The following is a 19,685-nucleotide window of genomic DNA, read 5'->3' as shown; positions in this document are numbered from 1 at the left end:
ACGTTGACAACGCGGCGACCTCAAATCACTCTCGGCGCATGATCGCGAATTCGTGCGCAACGCTGTCGAAAAAAGGTCCCCATCCGGGGACTGGAGATCGACGCGCGCGATAATTGTCTCGCTCAAGCTTGATCCCGAAACCCCGCCGCGAGGACGGGGTTTTTGTTTGTCCCGTCTCCGGCTTTACCTGATGGAGACGGACCAATGACCAACCTTCGATCACGCCTGCATGGCCTGTGGCTGCCGCTCGTCACGCCGTTTCATGACGGAGAACTCGACGACGCATCGTTGCGGCGCCTGGTGCGGCACTACGCCGCCCTGCCGGTCAACGGAATGATCCTCACCGCCACCACCGGCGAAGGTCTCACCCTTGCGCCGCAGGAAACTGCGCGGCTGGTCGCTATCGTGCGCGACGAACTCACCAGCAGTGGCAAGGACCTTCCGGTTTGCCTCGGCCTGTCCGGCAGCGATACGCGGGCGTTGCTGGACACGCTGCGGAGAACGGCTGCATGGCCGATCGACGGTTACCTGATCTCCTGTCCCTATTATTCGCGACCAACGCAAGACGGGATGATCAGGCATTTCAGAGCGCTTGCCGACCAGGCCGCGCACCCGGTCCTGATCTACAACATTCCGTACCGGACCGGCGTCAATCTCGGCAATGAGGCGATGCTGCAACTGGCGGACCATCACAACATCGTCGGGCTCAAGGATTGTTGTGCGGACCGCGCGCAATTCATCGAGTTGTTGCGCAGGCGTCCGGCCCGGTTTGCCGTGCTGACCGGCGAGGATGCACAGACCTGGGATGCGCTGGCCGACGGCGCGGACGGCGCCATTCTCGCATCGGCGCATATCGAAACCGGAGCATTTGCGTCGGTCGTCAAGTTGCTGGCGGCGGGCGACCGAGACGGGGCGCTGATCCACTGGCGCACCATCTCGGATTTAACGAAGCTGCTGTTTTCCGAGCCGAGCCCGGCGCCGATCAAGTACTGGCTGTGGCGCACCGGATTGATCGACAGTCCGGAGCTGCGCCTGCCGATGACGGAAGTCAGCTCCGAACTGGCGGCGCGGCTCGACCGGGACATCGCAGCCCGCACTAGTGCAACCGCGCCCGCGCCAGCCGGAGCGCATTGCCAATGACGCTGACCGACGACAGCGCCATCGCAGCGGCACCCAGCATCGGCGACAGCAGGATCCCGAACACCGGATACAGCACGCCCGCCGCGACCGGAACGCCCGCCGCGTTATAGAGAAACGCGAACACGAGGTTCTGACGGATATTGCGCATGGTCGCGCGCGACAACTGCCGTGCTTCCACGAGGCCGATCAGATCGCCGCGCAGCAGTGTGATGCCGGAGCTTTCGATTGCCACGTCGGTGCCGCTGCCCATGGCGATGCCGACATCCGCGGCTGCCAGCGCCGGCGCGTCGTTGATGCCGTCGCCGGCCATCGCCACCACACGGCCTTCGCCGCGCAACCGCGTGACCACGTCGCCCTTGCGCTCGGGCAGCACGTCGGCTTCGACCTCGGTGATGCCGAGCGTCTTCGCCACCGCCTGCGCCGTGGTGACGTTATCGCCGGTCAGCATGACGATGCGCAGCCCGTCGTTGCGCAACTGCCGGAGCGCGTCCTGCGCGCTCGGCTTGACCGGATCGGCGATGGCGATGACGCCGGCGGCGCGGCCATCGACGGCCACATAGATCGCGGTCGCGCCGCGTTCGCGCTGCGTCCGTGCCTCGGCCTCAAGCGCCGCGATGTCGACGTTCGACTGCTGCATGATCACGGCATTGCCGATCACGATACGGCGGCCATCGACCGTACCGATGGCGCCCTTGCCGACCGGGGAATCGAAGTTCTGCACGTCGCGAAGCTCGATGCTCTCTTCCTTCGCCGCGTTCAGGATTGCGAACGCCAATGGGTGTTCGCTGGCGCGTTCCACGCTGGCGGCGAGCTGCAGCAGTTCGTTACGCTCGAATCCATCGGCGGCGACAATCGCCACCACTTTCGGCTTTCCTTCGGTCAGCGTGCCGGTCTTGTCGATCACCAGCGTGTCGACCTTCTCCATCCGCTCGAGTGCTTCGGCGTCGCGGATCAGGATGCCGGAGCGCGCACCACGGCCGACGCCGACCATGATCGACATCGGGGTCGCAAGACCAAGCGCACAGGGGCACGCAATGATCAGCACAGTCACTGCGGCGACCAGCGCGTAGGTGAAGCGCGGCTCCGGACCGAACACGGCCCAAGCCGCGAATGCCGCAAGCGCCACCGCGATCACGACCGGTACGAACCAGCCCGCGACCTGATCGGCCAGGCGCTGCACCGGCGCGCGCGAGCGCTGTGCCCGCGCCACCAGATCGACGATCCGCGCCAGCATGGTGTCGCGGCCGATCTTCTCGGCGCGGATCACGAGGCCGCCGCTTTGATTGACCGTGCCGCCGATCACCTGCGCACCCTCGGTCTTCTTCACCGGCATCGATTCACCGGTGACGAGGGATTCGTCCACCAGCGACGAGCCTTCGGTGACGACGCCGTCGATCGGAATTTTCTCGCCCGGCCGCACGCGCAACAGATCGCACACCGCGATGACGTCGATGTCGATGTCCTCGTCGCCCGCTGGCGTGATGCGACGCGCGGTCTTTGGTGCCAAGCCCAGCAGCGCGCGGATCGCGCCGGAGGTTTGCGCGCGGGCGCGCAGTTCAAGCACCTGACCGAGCAGCACCAGAACGGTGATCACTGCGGCCGCTTCAAAATACACCGCGACCGCACCGTGGTGATCGCGGAATGCCTGCGGGAACAGCTGCGGCGCCAGGGTCGCGACCACGCTGTAGACATAGGCGACGCCGGTGCCCATCGCGATCAGCGTGAACATGTTGAGGTTGCGCGTCTTGAGCGACTGCCAGCCGCGCTCGAAGAACGGCCATCCGGCCCACAGCACCACCGGGGTCGCCAGCGCGAACGACAGCCAGTTGGATGTCTGCGCCGGTAACAGGTGTATGCCGCCAAGATGCGCCGTCATGTCGATGACGAACACCGGCAGCGTCAGCGCCAGCGCGATCCAGAAGCGTCGCGTCATGTCGATCAGTTCGGGATCTGGCTTGTCGTCGAGCGAGACCGTCTCCGGCTCCAGCGCCATGCCGCAGATCGGGCAGCTTCCCGACCCGACCTGACGCACTTCGGGATGCATCGGGCAGGTGTAGATCGTGCCTTCCGGCAGCTTCTCTTCAGGCGCGGATGACTTCGGCGCCAAGAACTTTTCCGGCTCGGCCTCAAAGCGCGTGCGGCAACGTCCCGAGCAGAAGAAGTAATCCTGCCCCTTGTAGTCGAGGTGATGCTTCGTCGTGAGCGGATCGACTTGCATGCCGCAGACCGGATCGGTGACGCGACCATCGGCATCGGCGGGTGCATGGTCCGCATGACCATGACTATGACCGGCGTGATCATGGCCCGCGTGACCATGGCCGCCGCAGCAACTTTTCCCGCCGTTTGTGTTCGCAACCACGATCGCTCTCCTTGACCTATATACCCTATGGGGGTATATAGGTCGTCATGCGCCAGGAAATCAAGACGTCATGCCTGAAAAGGTTGAAACGGATCGAAGGCCAGGTTCGCGGTCTCGCGGGCATGGTCGATGACGATCGCTATTGCATCGATATCGTCACGCAGATCGCGGCGGCGCGCACGGCGCTGCGTCGGGTCGAGGAAGAAATCCTGCGCGACCATGTCGCTCATTGCGTCGAGCATGCGATCACGTCGGGCGACAAGGCCGATCAGCGCCGCAAAATCGCCGAGCTGATGGATGTGGTCAGCCGCGCGGACCGTTAGGCGGCATGATCACCGGGTTACCACTTCGCGACATGGTTGATTGCGCGTTAGCTTGCAACGGTGCGTCGACTGATGCGCCATGCATGCAAGAAATACCTGCGCCACAGCGGCTTTCGTTATTTGTTCGCTGAGCGCACACGCTGGTCGTCCAGCTGATCGCAAGGCCCGCTCAACGCATAGGTCGAACGTGCACCGGGGTATTTACGTGTTCTTACGCAATTCCCCGGTACCTGCCGAAGCAATCGCTTGTTCTCGCGCATTGCAGGTCGTTCGATGCTCAAGGTCTACAATTGTATCGCCACCGCCCATGATTTGTGGCTCGTGGGTCTCGCGGCCGTCATTTGTACATTGGCTTCGTTCGCCGCCATCAGTCTGCTGAGACATGCACGCCGGTCGGCCGGCCGCATGCGCCCGGCCTGGCTCGCGGTGTCCGCGATCTCCACCGGCTTCGGCATCTGGTCCACCCATTTCATCGCGATGCTCGCGTTCTCGCCCGGGATTCCAAGCGGCTACAACATCGCCCTCACCATCCTGTCGCTCGCCGCCGCTGTGTTGCTGACCGGCGCGGGTCTCGCGATGGCCATGCGGCCCGAATGGCGGGCCGGACCCTGGCTCGGCGGCGCCGTTGTCGGAGGCGGCATCGCCACGATGCATTATCTCGGCATGGCGGCCTTTCAGATCGCTGGCGTTATCCTGTGGGATTCAACCCTTGTCGCGGTCTCGATCCTGCTCGGCACGATGATTGGCGCGACCTCCCTGCCTTCGGGCCTGCACGCCAGTTCGCAGCGCTGGCGAATTGCCGGCGCGCTGCTTCTGACGCTCGCGATCTGCAGCCATCATTTCACGGCGATGGGCGCGGTGGCGATCATCCCCGATCCCACCGTCACGATTCCTCCCGCCGCGATCCCCGCCGGATGGCTCGCCATCGGCGTCGCCGTCTCGAGCTTCACCATCATTCTGCTGGCGCTGGGCGCCGCCGCTCTCGACATCCACGACCAGCGCCGCTCTGTGCTTGAAGCCGACCGGATGCGCGGTCTGGCCAATGCAGCGATCGAAGGCCTGCTGGTCTGCGACGGCGACACCGCCGTGACAGCGAACACCAGCTTTGCCCAGCTTGTCGGATCATCGTCGGACAAACTGATCGGCGCCAGGCTGGAAACATACATTCCGAACGCGGAGGCGCGCGCAAAACTGCTGGCCGCGCCGAACCAGCCGGTCGAGGCCGAATTGCGCCATGTCGACGGATCCATGATTCCGGTCGAGCTGATCCTGCGTCCGATCGATTTCGGCGGACAGGCGCATCACGTCATCGCCGTCCGCAACCTGCAGGCGCGCAAGAAAGCCGAGCAGCACATCCGCTATCTCGCGCATCACGACGCGCTGACGTCGCTGCCGAACCGCGGCAGTTTCCATGCACGGCTCGATCACGAGATCGCGACGGCGAAAGCCAACGGACAAAAGTGCGCGGTGCTGTGTTTCGACCTCGACAGGTTCAAGGAGATCAACGACCTGTTCGGGCACGCAGCAGGCGACAAGGTGCTTCAGACCGTCGCCTCGCGCGTCTCCGCGCTTCTCGACAACACCTGCATGGTCGCGCGCCTCGGCGGCGACGAATTCGCGGTGCTGATGCCCGAACTGTCCAACCCCGCGGCGGCGGGAAGGCTGGCCGACGCTATTCTCGCGGCATTGCAGCCCGGCGCGAACAAATCCGACAGTGACAATCTGACCTCGTGCAGCATCGGCATCGCGATCTGCCCGGACGATGCCGACAACCGCGAAGCGCTGCTCACCCACGCCGACACGGCGCTCTACCGCGCCAAGACGGAAGGCCGCTCGACCTATCGCTTCTTCGAGGCGAGGATGGGCGCGGAAGTGCATGACCGCCGGGTGCTGGAGCACGACCTGCGCCAGGCCGTGGCCCGCTGTGAATTCAATCTGGTCTATCAGCCACAGGAAGACATTCAGACCCGCCGCGTGGTCGGTTTCGAAGCCCTGCTGCGCTGGACCCACAAGTCCCGCGGGTCGATCTCTCCGGCCGTGTTCATTCCGATCGCCGAAGAAACCGGCGCCATTCTCGGCATCGGCGAGTGGGTGCTGCGCGAGGCCTGCCAGCAGGCGGCGAGCTGGCCGCAGCCCTTGACGATCGCGGTGAATGTCTCTGCCGTGCAGATCTACAGCGAGAATTTCGTGCAGCTGGTGCACGAAGTGCTGCTCGAAACCGGCCTGACGCCGGACCGGCTCGAACTCGAAATCACCGAGACCGCGCTGGTCCGCGATCTCAACCGCGCGCTCAACACGCTCCGGCGCATCAAGGCGCTCGGCGTCCATATCGCGATGGACGATTTCGGCACCGGCTATTCCTCGCTCTCGAATCTGCGCGCCTTCCCGTTCGACAAGATCAAGATCGACGGCTCGTTCATCAAATCGGTCAACACCAATGCACAGGCCGCGACCATCGTGCGCGCGGTGCTGGGTCTGGGGCGCGGTCTCGGTCTGCCGGTGCTAGCGGAAGGCGTCGAGACGCCGGCTGAACTGGCGTTCCTGCAATCCGAACTCTGCAACGAGGTTCAGGGCTATCTGGTCGGACGCCCCGCGCCGATCGCAACCTTTGCGATGCTCACGCATGCCGACAGCGCGCTCGCCACAGGCGACGACGTTCGCGTCCTGCTGGCGCAGTCGGCCTGACGGGTTCTAATCTCTGCAAGGGATGGAAGTGGTACAGTTGGGTGGGATCGAACCACCGACCTCCGGATCCACAATCCGGCGCTCTAACCAGCTGAGCTACAACTGCATTTTCAATCGAACGGCCGCCTGGAGGCGGCCCCGCCAAGGGCGGCGATTTCGCGGGAAACTAGGTGCAACGCCGCGCTTTTGCAAGACGCTTTGACCTGCCGAACGGGCGTCGCGAACAGCTCGTTAGTGGGTCGCCCCGGAAGAGCAAAAGGTTCATCCGGGTGCGCCTGTTCCGTGACCGGGACTTGGTCAGAGAGCGGGTTTGAAGGCCTTTGCCGCGCCGGTGGCGATCGGCTCGACCGCCTCGGCCGCAACCTTGTGGGTCAGGGTGGCGAGATCCTGCGACTGCGCGCTGAAAACCTCGAACTGCTTGCGGGCATGGGCGTTCATCAGTTCGAACGCTTCCGGCAGCGACTTCACGCCCATCAGGCTCTGGGTAAAGGCGAAGGCCGCCTCGGTGTTGGTCTGGGCCATCCCGATCACCTTCGAAGTGAAGTCACCTGCACCCTTGGTGGCCGACGTCACCATCGCCTCCAGCGCCCCGTTGTTGGAAACCGCCGCGTCCTTGAGCTTCTGATAGCTGCCCTGCGCCTGGAAAACGCCCATCTCCGCGAATGCGCGAAACTGCTCTGGAACCTTGAAGGGGACGACGGAAAACGGATCGTTCGCGCTCATGTGGAGATTCCTTGTGGTGTCTGGAATTGAATGGCCGGGACGAGAAAGCCGGCCGCGCGAGGCTCACAGCCCGGCGCAAGATCAGTCTCTATTTGGCACTATAGGCTGGACATTGTGCATTGCAACAAGAAACGCCGGGCCGGGAGCCCAGCCGAGCCGGCCCCGGGGCCGGATCTGCCGGGCCGGATCTGCCGTGCTGACTGCGCAAGCGTCCGGAAGCAGACTATTTCTGCTTGGTGGCGTCCATCGCCGCACGGGTCATGGCCTGCCCCATTTCGCTGGCCTGCTCCGCCAGCGCGCGCATCTGGCCCTGAACGTATTCGGTGTGCAGGCGCATCACCTCGGTCAGATCCTTGGCATTAATCAACTGCTGGGCGTAGGCCAGCGAGGACTGCACGTTCTTCTCCGCGAAGGCGATGGCCTTGGTGCTGATATCCTTGGCCGCCTCGCCGGGGGCGCCGAACGACGATCCGCCGAAAGCAGACGCTGTCTGCTGCGCGCTGCTGATGAAGGATTCGAAGGCCTTGCGCGCCTGATCCAGACTCGCTTCCGCCATCGACCGCATTTCCTTCGGAATCTCGAACTGATTGCCTGCCATGTCGCACCCTCCTGTTACATCCGGGCCCGTCTGCCGGACCCGAGTCCGCAATTCACCGCCGGGTGACACCACATTTGACGCAGCGCAACGACAGTTCCTGCCCGCTCATCGTGAACGTTTGAATAGCTTTTGCAACACCCAACGCCTGAACGGCGTTGGGGTTCAGCGCGTCGGGGAATTAACGTTATCGCGGGTTTGGACGGGTAGTCTCACACCGCACTGGTGGACCTTGCGGCAACCGCGCCATACTAATCATTTGTTAAGGCTGTCCGATCCCACTTCCAGCGCCGAAATCCGGCGCGGCGAAAGCGAGTCAAAGGCACGTTGTCCGATATGAGCGAAGCCGACTTCCAGCTTCACGGCATCCGCGATCCGCGCCTTGCGGTTCACGCGACAAGCGGCCTGCCTGCATGGGTCTGGTCGCTCGACGGCGCGCACATTCTCTGGGCCAACACCATCGGCGCACAACTGTTCGGCGCACGCAACGCCGCCGTGCTCGCGGAAAAAATCATCGGACCCGCGGACCCGCATCGCCGGCAGGCCGCGCAGCTCGCGGCACGGCTGTCGCCATCCGGCGCGCCGCGGCTGGAACGGCTGCGCGGTTTCGGCGCGCCGCTCGGCCGCCTCCTGACATGCTCCTGCGCGCGGCTCACCTTCGCCGATGGCACAGCAGGCATTCTCATCGCCGCCGCCGACCCGGTCGGCCGTCCGGCGCCGCTCACCGAACGGCTCGCGCATCTCGTGGACAGCGTCACGATTCCGGCCATGACCTTCACGCCGAACGGCGCGCTGGCGGGCGCGAACGAACGTGCGAAAAATTTCCCCGGCCTGTTCAACGATCTCACCGGCCCCGGCTTCGACGACGCGCGCAGCGGCGCGCTGCGCGACGGACAGGCGATCCTGCAAATGGATCTCGGCCGCGTCTCAGTGCATCGCGTCGGGACCGGCGAAGCAACAGCGCTAGTTGCATTGATCGGCGCCGCTGTTGTGCCGCCGCGCGCACCGAAGCCTATTCCCGTCGTTGTTGCATCAACCGTCGAGAGCGCTCCGGCGCAAACGCCAAAGGCCGACCCCGTCGTAGCAGCGACGCAGTCCACACCCGATGCGCCACCCGTACAGCCTGTTGAAGTGATTACTCAAGCTGTCGTTGACGCCCCGCTTCATCGCGCGCCGCCTGAACCGCCTGCCGAGGTGATGCCCGCCGACGTTTTCGGATCGGTGTTCGATGAGCCGCCCGAACAAAAATCGCCGGTTCAGCAGATCGCGGACACCACCACAGCGCTTCAGCACGTTGAGACTCAAGCGAGCAACGTTTCGGAGTCCGCGTCTCACGATGAAACCTCGCGTCACGACGCGCCGGCAGATCATGTGACGCGAATCTATTTCGACGACGAGCGCCGCAAACCACCGGCACAAGACATCGGCACACACGACGTGTCGGCGACGCTGCTCGAGTTGGACGGCCCGCCGCTGACGCCGCGGCGGCATCCGCTGCGCTTCATGTGGCACATGGACGAGGACGGCCGCTTTTCGCTCGGCCTCGATGAATTCACCCGCCTGATCGGCGCGCGCACCTCAGCCGCGTTCGGCAGGCCGTGGAATGAAATCGCCGATGCACTCGGCCTCGACCCCGAAGGCCAGGTGGCGGCAGCGGTCGCAACCCGCGAGACCTGGAGCAACATCGTCGTCAACTGGCCCGCCGACGGCGCGGGCGCGCGATTGCCGGTCGAACTGTCGGGTCTGCCGATCTACGACCGCGCCGGGAGTTTTTTGGGCTATCGCGGGTTCGGCGTCTGCCGCGACGTCGAAGGCATGGCGCGGCTGGCCGCGCAGCGCCGCGACGACATGCTGTACGCGTCGACGCCGCCCGCAACGCCTTTCTCCGACGAACCTGTTGTGCAGGACGCGACGGCTCATGACGCCACCAGCCAAGAACCGGTGAATCAGGACATCACGGACGCAGTGGACGTGCATGCGCCAACCGAACCGCTGCACCTCGCCGGCAGCACGCAAGACAATTTCCCGACAGAGAATTCACAGCGAACCGAATCGAAGCCCCCCGTGGACACTCCGCAGAACGTCGTACCGTTTCCCGTGGCCGAGCCGAAAGCGCCAGCGCTGACCGCGGTCGAGAGCAACGCCTTTGACGAACTGGCGCGGCGGCTGTCGGCCCGTCTCGAAAATGCAGCCGAGAGCGATACGCTCACCGACGCCTCGGTGGCCGAACTGTTCGCCACCGATGAGGGCGAACAAACCCGCGAACCCGTTGCCGAACCGCCTGCGCTCGAAAACCCGCCCGCATTCCTGCAGCCGGAGCCGGTGCTGCCGCGCGCCAACGCCGCGCAGGATTCGCAGTTACTCGATCGCCTGCCGGTCGGCGTGCTGGTCTACCGACTCGACCGGCTGCTCTACGCCAACAAGGCGTTTCTCGCCTCGACCGGATACAACGATCTTCACGCGCTGACCGAGGCCGGCGGTCTCGATGCGCTGACCGTCGAAGCCGGTGCGGGCACCGCCAGCAGCACTTCGGAGACCGGCACGCCGGTCGTGATCGCGGCGACCAGCAAGAGCGGGCCCGACAAGGGCGAACCCGCCGACGCCCGCCTGTTCGCCATTACATGGGACGGCGAACCGTCCCATGTGCTGGTGTTCTCCGGCCCGCGCGCCGCCACCCGGAGCGAGCCTGCGCCGGCGGTGGTCATAACGCCGGTTGTCGTGCCTAGCGACGACACCACGCAGGCGGAAGAACTCGGCACCATTCTCGACCATACCGCCGAGGGCGTTGTGGTGTTCGACGGTGAGGGCCATGTCCTCTCCTGCAACCGCAGCGCCGAAGTCCTGTTCGGCCGCGACGACAACGAGATGGCCGCGCTCAACCTGACCGATCTATTCGCGCCGGACAGCCAGCACGCGGTGCAGGACTATGTGAACGAAGTCAGGACCGCCGCAGTCGCGAGTCTGCTTCAGCACGACCGCAATATGCTGGGCCGCGCCCGCGACGGCAGCGCCATTCCGCTGTCGATGACCGTGGGCCGCACCCGTCCGGACAATGCGCGTTTCTTCGCGATCTTCCGCGACCTGTCGCAGGCGAAGAAGGGCGAAGGCGACCTGATACAGGCGCGGCGTCAGGTTGAACGCGCGACCAACGCCAAGGCCGACATTCTCGGACGGATCAGTCACGAGGTCCGCATGCCGCTCAACGCCATCATCGGCTTCGCCGACGTGATGATCGAGGAGCGTTTCGGCGCGCTCGGCAATGAACGCTATGTCGAGTACATGAAGGACATCCGCGCCTCCGGCCAGCGTGTGATGGCGATCATCGACGACCTGCTCGACCTGTCGCGGATCGAATCCGGCAAGATGGAACTGTCGTTCGCGAGCCAGGACCTCAACAGCATGGTCGAGCAATGCGTCGCCGTGATGCAGCCGCAGGCCAACCGCGAGCGCATCATCATCCGCACATCGCTGGCGCATGCGCTGCCGACCGTGAAGGCTGACGCCCGCGCGCTGCGCCAGATCGCGATGAACCTGATCGGCAATTCAATCCACCTGGCCAATACCGGCGGGCAGGTCATCGTCTCAACCGCGACCACCGATTTCGGCGATATCGTGCTGCGCGTCCGCGACACCGGACACGGCCTCAACGACAACGAGATCGCGGCCGCGATGGCGCCGTTCCGCACGTCGGGCGCATCGGACCAGACCGCCGACGGCTCGGTGATCAACCTGTCGCTGACCAAGGCGCTCGTTGAGGCCAACCGCGCGCAATTCCACATCAAGACCGCGCCGCATTCAGGCACGCTGATCGAGGTCGTCTTCTCGCACGCCAGCGCGATCGCCTAAGTAATCTGGAATCGCTCTAAACTCATGCTCTCGCGACATCGCGCCGCGTGAATGTCGACGCCCGCTGCGCTACAGAACCGGCATCACCGCGCGCGGCGTTCAATGCTGCGTGGTTTGCCAAGCCGCTGGAGCCCTCATGTCACGAACCCGCATTGTCGCCACCGCAACCGCCGTCGCATCTGCGATTTTTCTGAACAGCCCGGCGTTCGCCCAATCCGGCGAGGTGAACGTCTACACCTACCGCGAGACCAAGCTGGTGCAGCCGCTGTTCGACGCCTTCACCAAGGACACCGGCATCAAGGTCAACATCGTCTCGGCAAGCTCCGGCCTCGAACAGCGCATCAAGGCCGAGGGCGCCAACAGCCCCGCCGACGTGATGCTGACGGTGGACGTCGGCCGCATCGCCGAAGCGGTGGCAGCCGGCGTGACCCAGCCGATCAAGTCCGACGCGCTCGACAAGATCGTGCCGGCGCAGTACCGCGACCCGGACGGTCACTGGGCCGGCATCTCGATGCGTGCGCGCGTGATCTACGCCTCCAAGGATCGCGTCAAGCAGGACGCCATCACCTATGAAGAACTCGCCGATCCGAAATGGAAGGGCAAGATTTGCATCCGCTCCGGCCAGCACATCTACAACAACGCGCTGTTCGCGGCCTATATCGCGCATCATGGCGAAGCGAAAGCCGAGGAATGGCTGCGCGGCGTCAAGGCCAACCTCGCGCAGAAACCGTCCGGCGGCGACCGCGAGACGGCGCGCGACGTCGCGGCCGGCAAGTGCGACATCGGCATCGGCAACACCTATTACTGGGCGCTGATGATGAACAACGATCCCGACAAGAAGCCGTGGGCGGAAGCCACCAAGGTGATCCTGCCGACCTTCGCCGGCGGCGGCACCCATGTAAATCTCTCGGGTGTGCTGCTGGCGAAGAACGCGCCGAACCGCGCCAATGCGATCAAGCTGATCGAATGGCTCGCGGGAGAGAAAGCGCAGCAGATGTATGCCGACGCCAACTACGAGTATCCGGTCCGCGCCGGCGTCGCCGTCAATCCCACCATCGCCGGCTACGGCAAGCTGAACGCCGACACGCTGCCGATCTCGAAGATTGCGGCCAACCGCAAGGCGGCCTCGACGCTGGTCGACAAGGTCGGGTTCGATAACAACTGATGGGTTGATCTTGTGATTTCGATCAAACCAGAAATCTCGTCATGGCCGGGCTTGTCCCGGCCATCCACGTCTTGCTCACCTCTTATTGAAGGCAGGACGTCGAGACCCGGCACGCAGACAAGTTTACGCAGTCTGCGACTGCTATGGCCGGGCAGGACGAACGACAGACTCGCATCGTTCCCGGATAAAGAGTTGCCCCTCACCCCAACCCTCTCCCCGCAAGCGGGAAGAGGGAACTATCCCGTATGACCACCACCCGCATCGCCGAACCCGCCGTCTCGGCGCTGGCCGTCGTCACGGCCGCGCTGGTGGCGCTGCCGGTGCTGGCGATTGTCGTGATCGCGGCGCAGCCCGCGCCCGGCCTCTGGTCGCATCTGATCGACTACGTGCTGCCGCTGGCGCTGCGCGACACGGCGGCGCTGCTGATCGGCGTCGGAGCGGTCGCGCTGCTGATCGGCGCCGGCACCGCCTGGCTGGTGTCGTCGCATGATTTTCCCGGGCGCGGACTGCTGCTCTGGCTGCTGCCGCTGCCGCTGGCGATCCCGACCTACATTGCGGCGTATGTTTACGTCGATCTGTTCGAACCGCTCGGCCTCGTCCATCGCACGCTGACGCTGTGGCTCCCTGCGCGCGAGGCGCTGGCGCTGCTCCCCGGTTTGCGCTCGCTGCCCGGCGCGATCTTCATCATCGGGATCGTGCTCTATCCCTATGTCTATCTCTCCGCGCGCGCGACATTCCAGTTGCAAAGCGCCGAATTTGCGGAAGCCGCGCGAACGCTCGGCGCCGGACGCTGGAACGTGTTTCGCCGCATTTCGCTGCCGATGGCGCGCCCGGCGCTGGCCGTCGGCCTCGCGCTTGTCGCGCTGGAAACGCTGAACGACATCGGCGCCAGTGAGTATCTCGGCGTGCGCACGCTCACCGTCTCGATCTTCACGACATGGCTCAACCGCGGCAGCCTCGCGGGCGCGGCGCAGCTGTCATGTCTGGTGCTGGTGATCGTCGGCGGACTGATCGCGCTGGAACGCTACGGCCGCCGCAACGTCGTGACCGAATTCTCGTCGGAGAGTCCGCGGCTGACACCGCGCACGCCCTTCAAGGGGGTCAGGGGCTGGCTGGCGTTCACCGCATGCGCCCTCCCCGTGCTGCTCGGCTTCATCGTGCCGTTGCTGTTTCTGCTGCATCAGAGCGTGCACCGCGCGTCGGTGACGATGGACACGGCGGTCTGGCGCGATGCGTTCAACTCGGTGATCTTTGCGGCGCTCGCGACGCTGGCCGCGCTCGGTCTCGGGCTGGCGACGATCCTTGCAACCCGCTGGCGTCCCGGTTCATGGCGCGCGTTCTCGGCCAATATCGCGCAGACGGGTTACGCGCTGCCGGGGCTGGTGCTGGCGCTCGGCCTGCTGACGCCGGTGCTGGCGATCGACAATGCGCTCAACACATTCGCCGCGTGGCTCGGACTCGCCCTGCCCGGCCTCGTGCTGATGAGCTCAGGCGCTGCAGTGGTGACCGCCTATGTGATCCGCTTTCTCGCGGTGCCGACCGGATTTCTGCGGGCCGGCTTTGAGCGCATTCCGTTCGACTACGACGACAGCGCGCGCAGCGCGGGCGCCGGACAGATCACCGCCATGCGGCGGATCCACCTGCCGCTGCTGCGCCCTGCCCTGCTGGGCGCGGCCATTGTGGTGTTCGTCGATTGCCTGAAGGAATTGCCGGCGACGCTGCTGCTGCGTCCGCTCAATGTCGAGACGCTGGCGACCTCGATCTATCAATATGCCAGCCGCGGCAGCTTCGAGGACGGCGCGCTCGCTGCACTTCTGATTGTGGCAGCGAGCATCGGGCCGGTGGCATGGCTGACGCGGTTTTCGGATATTCCGCAGGGACCGGCCTAGACGTCGCAGATATCAGGCCGCCCCAGCCTGATCATTCTTCCGCGAGATCGAAAAGATATCCCACGCTGCGATAAACATCGCAGCGATGACCGGGCCGATGACGAAGCCGTTGAGCCCGAAGACTTCGATGCCGCCCAGCGTCGAGATCAGCACCACATAGTCCGGCAGCTTGGTGTCCTTGCCCACCAGCATCGGGCGCAGCAGATTGTCGACAAGCCCGATGACCAGAAAGCCGTAGGCGATCAGGATCGCGCCATGAAGAAACGATCCGGTGGCCAGCAGATAGAGCGCGACCGGCATCCAGACCAGCCCGGCCCCGACGGCCGGCAGCAGCGACAGGAATGCCATCAGCACCGCCCACAGCAACGCCGCATTGATGCCGAGCAACCAGAAGATCACTCCGCCGAGCGCGCCCTGCGCCAGGGCAACCAGAAGACTGCCTTTCACCGTGGCGCGGATCACGACGGTGAACTTCTCCAGCAGCGCATCGCGCAGTTCGGCGCGCAGCGGGATGCTGTCCTTGATGCGCCGCGACAGCGCGTTGCCGTCGCGGAACAGGAAGAACAACAGGTACAGCATGATGACGACGCTGACGATGAACTCGAATGTGCTCTGGCCGATGTTCAGCGCCTGGGCAGCGATCTGCTGGCTGCCTTTGAGCAGCCCGGCGGAGATTTTTTCCTGCATCCCGCCGAAGCTGGCGACACCGAAGCTGTCGAGCACGCCAGTCATCCACTGCGGCAGCGCATTGAGGATCTGCTGAAACAATTTGACGAAGTCGAGTTCGCCGGACTGCACCTTCGCGAACACGGCCGCCGCCTGTTGCGTCAGCGACGCAGCGATCAGCGTCAACGGCAGGATAACGATCATGACCACCAGCACGATCATCGCCAGCGCCGCCAAGTTGGGCCGCTCTGGCATTTTCCGGAGCAGCCGCCGGTACAGCGGCGCGAACAGGATGGCGATGACGACGCCCCAGAGGATCGCCCCATAAAACGACCTGAGAATCCAGGCAAAGGCCAGCGACACCACGACGATCAGGATCAGGAAGGCCTTGTCTTCAATACTGCCGCGCATGTGGTCGTCCTTGTTTGGTCTGATACCCACCGCGTTCGGGATAAAAATGCAAGACCTCGATGTGGGCAAAGCGAAGGCGCGCTGTGTCTTCACCCGCTCAGTCTGTTTGTCGCCGACGAACGGATCGCTCGCGTTCGGTCGCCTCACGAATGAGCGCGAACATCCATGCCAGCCCGGCATCCATCATGGCCACCCGTGGCGCAACCGCGCGAATTGAAAACGAGCGCAAAGGAAACGGCAGTTCCCGGCTCACCAGTCCGAAACGCCTCGCATACATCGCCACATACCGCCGCGGCATCGCGGCGATCAGATCGGTCTCGGACAGGGTCGCAAGACCCATCGCGAAATTTGGCACTGTGAGCGCAATGCGCCGGCTAAGCCCGAGCTTCTCCAGCGTGTCATCGACGAAGCCGTGGGGATCGCCTGTCATGGAGACGACGAGGTGGCGCATCGTGCAAAAGCGCTCCAGCGTCGCGCGGGCTGCAAACGGATGCCGCGACCGCATCACCGCGACGAAGTCCTCATCGTAAGCCGTCTCCGCAACAAACCTTGCCGGAGCCGAATCGACCGGTGCGATTGCGATGTCGATCGCGCCCGCGTCGAGTTCGTCGAAAAGCGGCTCCCACGCCCGCTCGATCTGGCGGCCGCCCTGTGGCGGCAGCAACTGCTGCAAGCCGATGTCGATGCCCGGCGCGCGCTTATGCAGCAGCGCCAGCAGCGGCGGCATGAACACCGAGGACACGCCGTCCGGCGCGCCGATGATGAATCGCCGCGAGGATTTCGCCGCGTCGAACGGCTCGGCGGTCGAGATCACGTTGCGCACGCGCGCGAGAATCTCCGCGACCGGCCCGGCCAATTCGAGCGCGCGCGCCGTCGGCACCACGCCCTTCGGCGTGCGCAGAAACACCGGGTCATTCAGCAGCTTCCGCAGGCGGCCAAGACCATGACTGACCGCCGACGGCGACAGGTTCAGTCGCTGCGCCGCGCGCCCGACGTGGCCTTCCTTCAGGACGACCTCGAACAGCGTCAGGAGATTGAGATCGGTCCGGCCAAGGTCAATTTCATTCAGCATATTCCTGAAATCATATCACTGGATTCATCGGGATCCAACTGCGATTGCGAAGGCATCGAGTTCGGACCCCACGGGCCGACGCGCCACAGCCGGAGAACCGAAATGTCACCGTCACAACTTGCACCCTTCATCAATGCGGCCAGCAACGAAGAAGCTTTTATCGAACAGGAGTTCCATGCCGGCCATGAGGCGCATCGGCGTCAGGTCAGTCCGCCGCCGGTCGCATCGGCAACCGCGTCCAGCATCGTCGATTTCTGGCGCAACGCCGGAGCTGCGATGTGGTTCGCCAAGGACGCCGGTTTCGACCGCGACTTTCGCGAGCGATTTCTCAACGCCCACGAAGCTGCAGTCCGCGGCGAACTCGAAGACTGGCCGGTGACCCCGCACGGCGCACTCGCTTTGGTGATCTTGCTGGATCAGTTTCCGCGCAATGCCTTTCGCGGCACGCCGCGCATGTATGCGACCGACGCCATGGCGCGCGAGGCCGCCACAGCGGCCATCGACGCCGGACACGACGAAGCCATGGGGGAGCTTCGGCTGTTCTTCTATCTCCCGTTCGGCCACTCGGAGGATGTCGTCGATCAGGAACGCTCCGTTGCGCTGGCGCGGGCCCTCGGAGAGCCGAATCTTTCTCATGCAAAAGGCCACCGCGAAATCGTCCGCCGCTTCGGCCGCTTCCCGCATCGCAATCCGATTCTCGGTCGCGCGATGACCGCGGAGGAGCAGCAGTTTCTGGATGACGGCGGATACGCGGGCTGAATCCGGACGACCACATCGCACTGTCAGGACAAGCCCGGATCGCTCAGGAACCGGTCCCCTTGCCCGGACTTGAGCAACAGAGGATCACTCAATGTTTGCAGGACAACTTGCGCTCACCGTCGCCGCGCTGTTTGCCGGAGCGGCATTCTATGTCGGCTTTGCCGAGCAACCGGCGCGGCTGCATCTCGACGATCGCGCGCTCCTCACCGAATGGAAGCCATCCTACACGCGCGGCTTCGCCATGCAGGCGCCGATGGCCATCGTGGGATTTCTGCTGGGCGTTCTGGCGTGGTGGCAGACCGGCCAATGGCTGTGGCTGATCGGGGGCGCGGTGCTGGTGGCCAACTGGCCCTACACGCTGCTGGTCATCATGCCGACCAACAACAAACTGATGGCGATGGAGCCAGCGAACGCGGGGCCTAAAACCCGCGCTCTGATCGAGACGTGGGCCAGATTGCACGCGGGACGCACATTGCTGGGCGTCGCCGCGACATTGATCTTCCTGTGGGTGTCGATGACCTGACCTGAAGAACGCTTATGCGTTCTTCAGCGCGACGCGGAACGTCGCCTCGGTGTTCGCCTTCACGTCGTCGAGCGTGACGCCGTCGGCAAGCTCAATGAGGGCCATGCCGTCGTTGCCGTGCTTGTCGATGGTGAACACCGCCAGATCCGTGACGACCATGTCGACGACGCGTTCGCCGGTCAGCGGCAGGTTACAGCGGTGCAGCAGCTTCGAGCCATCCTTGGCGGAGTGCTCCATCACAACGACAACGCGCTTGACGCCCGCGACAAGATCCATCGCGCCGCCCATGCCCTTCACCATCTTGCCGGGGATCATCCAGTTGGCGAGATCGCCGTTCTCGGCGACCTGCATCGCGCCCAGGATCGACAGGTCGATGTGACCGCCGCGCACCATCGCGAACGAATCCGCGCTGGAGAAATAGCTGGTGTCGGGAAGCTCCGTGACGGTCTGCTTGCCGGCGTTGATGAGGTCGGGGTCTTCCTCGCCCTCGTAGGGGAACGGACCCATGCCGAGCATGCCGTTCTCGCTTTGCAGCGAGACGTCGAGACCCTCGGGGATGTAGTTGGAAACCAGCGTCGGGATTCCGATGCCGAGATTGACGTAATAGCCGTCGCGCAGTTCCTTCGCGGCGCGCGCTGCCATCTGTTCACGGGTCCAGGCCATGGGGCTCTCCTCTGGAAATCAGTTACGCGCGCTTGCGCAGGGTGCGCTGCTCGATACGCTTCAGCTTCGGATCGACCTGCACCACGCGCTGCACGAAAATGCCCGGCGTGTGGATGTGATCGGGATCGATCTCGCCTGCGGGCACCAGATGCTCGACTTCCGCAATGGTGACCTTCGCAGCGGTCGCCATCATCGGGTTAAAGTTGCGCGCGGTCTTGCGATACACGAGGTTGCCCGCGGTATCGCCCTTCCAGGCGTGCACAATGGCGAGATCGGCGACGAGGCCGGTCTCCATGATGTACTTCTCGCCGTTGAACTCGCGAACTTCCTTGCCCTCGGCGATCAGTGTGCCGACGCCGGTCTTGGTGAAGAACGCCGGGATGCCCGCGCCACCGGCGCGAATGCGCTCGGCCAGCGTGCCCTGCGGATTGAACTCGAGTTCGAGTTCGCCCGCGAGATACTGCTGCGCAAACAGCTTGTTCTCACCGACATAGGATGAAATCATTTTCTTGATCTGGCGGGTTTCCAGCAGGCGGCTGAGACCGATGCCGTCGACGCCGGCATTGTTCGACACAACCGTCAGGTTCTTGACGCCGGTTTCGCGCAACGCATCCGACAGGACCTCGGCGATGCCGCAGAGGCCGAAACCGCCGGACATGATCATCATGCCGTCTTTAACAACGTCATCGAGCGCGGATTTCGCGTCGGGGTAAACCTTGTTCATGGGGGTGCAACCTGATGGAGGGAAATGGGCGGGCAAGCCGCTCGTGTGGAGGTTCGCAAGTCCGCTTTCAGGGCGATTATTAGGCGGAATCTTTAAGGCACGTCAATCGCGCTACGGCACCCCGCCCGTCCGCTGTCGTGCA

15 protein-coding genes and 1 tRNA gene are annotated in these 19,685 nt (G+C 64.4%); 8 read left to right on the top strand and 8 right to left on the bottom strand.

Going from position 1 to position 19,685, the window contains the following annotated elements:
* Positions 1-204: 204 nt before the first annotated feature.
* Complete coding sequence (gene dapA / locus YH63_RS10670; RefSeq protein WP_046827629.1) at positions 205-1,140, top strand: 4-hydroxy-tetrahydrodipicolinate synthase; 936 nt, start codon at positions 205-207, stop codon at positions 1,138-1,140.
* On the opposite strand, the gene YH63_RS10665 is transcribed toward dapA, so the two are convergent.
* Positions 1,097-3,499, bottom strand: coding sequence for a heavy metal translocating P-type ATPase (locus tag YH63_RS10665; RefSeq protein ID WP_283809699.1), 2,403 nt, complete (start codon positions 3,497-3,499; stop codon positions 1,097-1,099). The two genes, dapA and YH63_RS10665, sit on opposite strands and share 44 nt — an antisense overlap.
* Positions 3,500-3,546: 47 nt before the next feature.
* Between YH63_RS10665 and YH63_RS10660 the strand changes: the two genes are divergently transcribed.
* Both YH63_RS10660 and YH63_RS10655 read left to right on the top strand, forming a co-directional pair.
* Positions 3,547-3,822 carry a metal-sensitive transcriptional regulator gene (locus YH63_RS10660; RefSeq protein ID WP_046827631.1) on the top strand — a complete coding sequence of 92 codons (276 nt, stop codon included), beginning with the start codon at positions 3,547-3,549 and terminating at the stop codon, positions 3,820-3,822.
* Between the two features lie 273 nt (positions 3,823-4,095).
* Positions 4,096-6,507, top strand: coding sequence for a sensor domain-containing diguanylate cyclase (locus tag YH63_RS10655; RefSeq protein ID WP_046829596.1), 2,412 nt, complete (start codon positions 4,096-4,098; stop codon positions 6,505-6,507).
* Positions 6,508-6,536: 29 nt separating this feature from the next.
* Here the strand turns inward: YH63_RS10655 and YH63_RS10650 are convergent.
* The 3 genes from YH63_RS10650 to YH63_RS10640 all read right to left on the bottom strand — a co-directional run bounded on the left by YH63_RS10650 (position 6,537) and on the right by YH63_RS10640 (position 7,828).
* A tRNA-His gene (locus YH63_RS10650) sits at positions 6,537-6,613 on the bottom strand.
* A 191-nt stretch (positions 6,614-6,804) separates the two neighbouring features.
* Entirely contained in the window at positions 6,805-7,230 is a 426-nt protein-coding gene (locus YH63_RS10645; RefSeq protein ID WP_046827632.1) for a phasin, read from the bottom strand.
* Positions 7,231-7,453: 223 nt separating this feature from the next.
* Positions 7,454-7,828: a phasin family protein gene (locus tag YH63_RS10640; protein ID WP_046827633.1), complete on the bottom strand. Its 375-nt coding sequence runs from the start codon at positions 7,826-7,828 to the stop codon at positions 7,454-7,456.
* Between the two features lie 333 nt (positions 7,829-8,161).
* Between YH63_RS10640 and YH63_RS10635 the strand changes: the two genes are divergently transcribed.
* The 3 genes from YH63_RS10635 (at position 8,162) to YH63_RS10625 (ending at position 14,725) form a co-directional block, all read left to right on the top strand.
* Positions 8,162-11,671, top strand: coding sequence for a PAS domain S-box protein (locus tag YH63_RS10635; RefSeq protein ID WP_046829597.1), 3,510 nt, complete (start codon positions 8,162-8,164; stop codon positions 11,669-11,671).
* 136 nt (positions 11,672-11,807) lie between these two features.
* Complete coding sequence (locus tag YH63_RS10630) at positions 11,808-12,836, top strand: Fe(3+) ABC transporter substrate-binding protein (protein ID WP_046827634.1); 1,029 nt, start codon at positions 11,808-11,810, stop codon at positions 12,834-12,836.
* A 245-nt stretch (positions 12,837-13,081) separates the two neighbouring features.
* Complete coding sequence (locus YH63_RS10625) at positions 13,082-14,725, top strand: ABC transporter permease (RefSeq protein WP_046827635.1); 1,644 nt, start codon at positions 13,082-13,084, stop codon at positions 14,723-14,725.
* A 12-nt stretch (positions 14,726-14,737) separates the two neighbouring features.
* On the opposite strand, the gene YH63_RS10620 is transcribed toward YH63_RS10625, so the two are convergent.
* Both YH63_RS10620 and YH63_RS10615 read right to left on the bottom strand, forming a co-directional pair.
* Positions 14,738-15,802, bottom strand: a complete 1,065-nt coding sequence (locus YH63_RS10620) for an AI-2E family transporter (protein ID WP_046827636.1) — start codon at positions 15,800-15,802, stop codon at positions 14,738-14,740.
* 97 nt (positions 15,803-15,899) lie between these two features.
* Positions 15,900-16,874, bottom strand: coding sequence for a LysR family transcriptional regulator (locus YH63_RS10615; RefSeq protein ID WP_046827637.1), 975 nt, complete (start codon positions 16,872-16,874; stop codon positions 15,900-15,902).
* Between the two features lie 102 nt (positions 16,875-16,976).
* Here YH63_RS10615 and YH63_RS10610 point away from each other — a divergent pair, with 102 nt between their 5' ends.
* Positions 16,977-17,633: a DUF924 family protein gene (locus YH63_RS10610; RefSeq protein ID WP_083992584.1), complete on the top strand. Its 657-nt coding sequence runs from the start codon at positions 16,977-16,979 to the stop codon at positions 17,631-17,633.
* Between the two features lie 91 nt (positions 17,634-17,724).
* Positions 17,725-18,156, top strand: a complete 432-nt coding sequence (locus tag YH63_RS10605; protein WP_046827638.1) for a DUF1772 domain-containing protein — start codon at positions 17,725-17,727, stop codon at positions 18,154-18,156.
* 12 nt (positions 18,157-18,168) lie between these two features.
* Here YH63_RS10605 and YH63_RS10600 read toward each other — a convergent pair whose 3' ends face one another.
* Both YH63_RS10600 and YH63_RS10595 read right to left on the bottom strand, forming a co-directional pair.
* A complete protein-coding gene (locus YH63_RS10600; protein ID WP_046827639.1) occupies positions 18,169-18,819 on the bottom strand; it encodes a 3-oxoacid CoA-transferase subunit B in 651 nt (216 codons plus the stop codon).
* A 22-nt stretch (positions 18,820-18,841) separates the two neighbouring features.
* On the bottom strand, positions 18,842-19,543 hold the full coding sequence (locus YH63_RS10595; RefSeq protein WP_046827640.1) for a CoA transferase subunit A: 702 nt from the start codon (positions 19,541-19,543) through the stop codon (positions 18,842-18,844).
* Positions 19,544-19,685: the final 142 nt, after the last annotated feature.

Origin of the sequence: Afipia massiliensis (assembly GCF_001006325.2) — a bacterium.
Lineage (GTDB): Bacteria > Pseudomonadota > Alphaproteobacteria > Rhizobiales > Xanthobacteraceae > Afipia > Afipia massiliensis_A.
Note: the sequence above shows the minus strand (reverse complement) of the source record. Positions and strands in the feature narration are given on the sequence as shown.

Bases quoted from the DNA above. Each gene is read 5' to 3' on its own strand.
- YH63_RS10600 (WP_046827639.1), bottom strand. From the start codon at position 18,819: ATGGCCTGGACCCGTGAACAGATGGCAGCGCGCGCCGCGAAGGAACTG.
- dapA (WP_046827629.1), top strand. From the start codon at position 205: ATGACCAACCTTCGATCACGCCTGCATGGCCTGTGGCTGCCGCTCGTC.
- YH63_RS10605 (WP_046827638.1), top strand. From the start codon at position 17,725: ATGTTTGCAGGACAACTTGCGCTCACCGTCGCCGCGCTGTTTGCCGGA.
- YH63_RS10660 (WP_046827631.1), top strand. From the start codon at position 3,547: ATGCGCCAGGAAATCAAGACGTCATGCCTGAAAAGGTTGAAACGGATC.
- YH63_RS10635 (WP_046829597.1), top strand. From the start codon at position 8,162: ATGAGCGAAGCCGACTTCCAGCTTCACGGCATCCGCGATCCGCGCCTT.
- YH63_RS10625 (WP_046827635.1), top strand. From the start codon at position 13,082: ATGACCACCACCCGCATCGCCGAACCCGCCGTCTCGGCGCTGGCCGTC.
- YH63_RS10645 (WP_046827632.1), bottom strand. From the start codon at position 7,230: ATGAGCGCGAACGATCCGTTTTCCGTCGTCCCCTTCAAGGTTCCAGAG.
- YH63_RS10640 (WP_046827633.1), bottom strand. From the start codon at position 7,828: ATGGCAGGCAATCAGTTCGAGATTCCGAAGGAAATGCGGTCGATGGCG.
- YH63_RS10595 (WP_046827640.1), bottom strand. From the start codon at position 19,543: ATGAACAAGGTTTACCCCGACGCGAAATCCGCGCTCGATGACGTTGTT.
- YH63_RS10610 (WP_083992584.1), top strand. From the start codon at position 16,977: ATGTCACCGTCACAACTTGCACCCTTCATCAATGCGGCCAGCAACGAA.
- YH63_RS10655 (WP_046829596.1), top strand. From the start codon at position 4,096: ATGCTCAAGGTCTACAATTGTATCGCCACCGCCCATGATTTGTGGCTC.
- YH63_RS10615 (WP_046827637.1), bottom strand. From the start codon at position 16,874: ATGCTGAATGAAATTGACCTTGGCCGGACCGATCTCAATCTCCTGACG.
- YH63_RS10630 (WP_046827634.1), top strand. From the start codon at position 11,808: ATGTCACGAACCCGCATTGTCGCCACCGCAACCGCCGTCGCATCTGCG.
- YH63_RS10620 (WP_046827636.1), bottom strand. From the start codon at position 15,802: ATGCGCGGCAGTATTGAAGACAAGGCCTTCCTGATCCTGATCGTCGTG.